A 1,155-nucleotide genomic window follows, 5' to 3' on the forward strand; every position below is an offset into this window, starting at 1 on the left:
TGAAGGGCGTGTCCGGGACGTGGAAGGACCTCACGGACAACGTGAACTTCATGGCGTCCAACCTCACCACGCAGGTGCGAGGCATCGCCAAGGTCGTGACCGCGGTCGCCAACGGCGACCTCACCCAGCGCCTGAAGATGGAGGCCAAGGGCGAGGTGGCGGAGCTCGCGGACACCATCAACGCGATGACCCAGACGCTCTCCATCTTCGCGCAGCAGGTGACGGACGTCGCGCGCACGGTGGGCGTGGAAGGCAAGCTGGGCGCCCAGGCCGTGGTGCCGGGCGTCGCGGGCACCTGGAAGGACCTCACGAACAACGTGAACCTCCTGGCGAACAACCTGACGGACCAGGTCCGTAACATCGCCGAGGTGACGACGGCGGTCGCGAAGGGCGACCTGTCCCGGAAGATCACCGTCGACGCGAAGGGCGAGGTGCTGGAGCTCAAGAGCACCATCAACACGATGGTGGACCAGCTCCGCGCGTTCGCCGCGGAAGTGACGCGCGTCGCGAAGGAAGTGGGCACGGACGGCAAGCTGGGCGGTCAGGCGGACGTGAAGGGCGTGTCCGGCGTGTGGAAGGACCTCACGGACAACGTGAACAGCATGGCCTTCAACCTCACCACCCAGGTGCGCGGCATCGTCAAGGTGGTGACGGCGGTGGCCGACGGCGACCTGTCCCAGAAGCTGGTGATGGAGGCCAAGGGTGAAATCGCGGCGCTCGCGGACACCATCAACGCGATGACGCAGACGCTGTCCGTCTTCGCGCAGCAGGTGACGGACGTCGCGCGCACGGTGGGCGTGGAGGGCAAGCTGGGCGCCCAGGCGGAAGTGCCGGGCGTGGCCGGGACGTGGAAGGACCTCACCAACAACGTGAACCTGCTGGCCAACAACCTCACGGCCCAGGTGCGAAACATCGCGGAGGTCACGACGGCGGTCGCGAACGGCGACCTGTCCAAGAAGATCACCGTCGACGCGAAGGGCGAGGTGCTGGAGCTCAAGAGCACCATCAACACGATGGTGGACCAGCTCCGCGCGTTCGCCGCGGAAGTGACGCGCGTCGCGAAGGAAGTGGGCACGGACGGCAAGCTGGGCGGTCAGGCGGACGTGAAGGGCGTGTCCGGCGTGTGGAAGGACCTCACGGACAACGTGAACGTCC

Annotated in this window: 1 protein-coding gene; it reads left to right on the top strand. The window is 66.8% G+C overall.

Going from position 1 to position 1,155, the window contains the following annotated elements; genetic code table 11:
• Window positions 1-1,155: HAMP domain-containing protein (locus ACLEQD_RS43885; RefSeq protein ID WP_410391867.1), on the top strand; the 1,155-nt coding region annotated here is incomplete at both ends.

This window comes from Corallococcus sp. 4LFB, assembly GCF_046520365.1.
Classification (GTDB): domain Bacteria; phylum Myxococcota; class Myxococcia; order Myxococcales; family Myxococcaceae; genus Corallococcus; species Corallococcus caeni.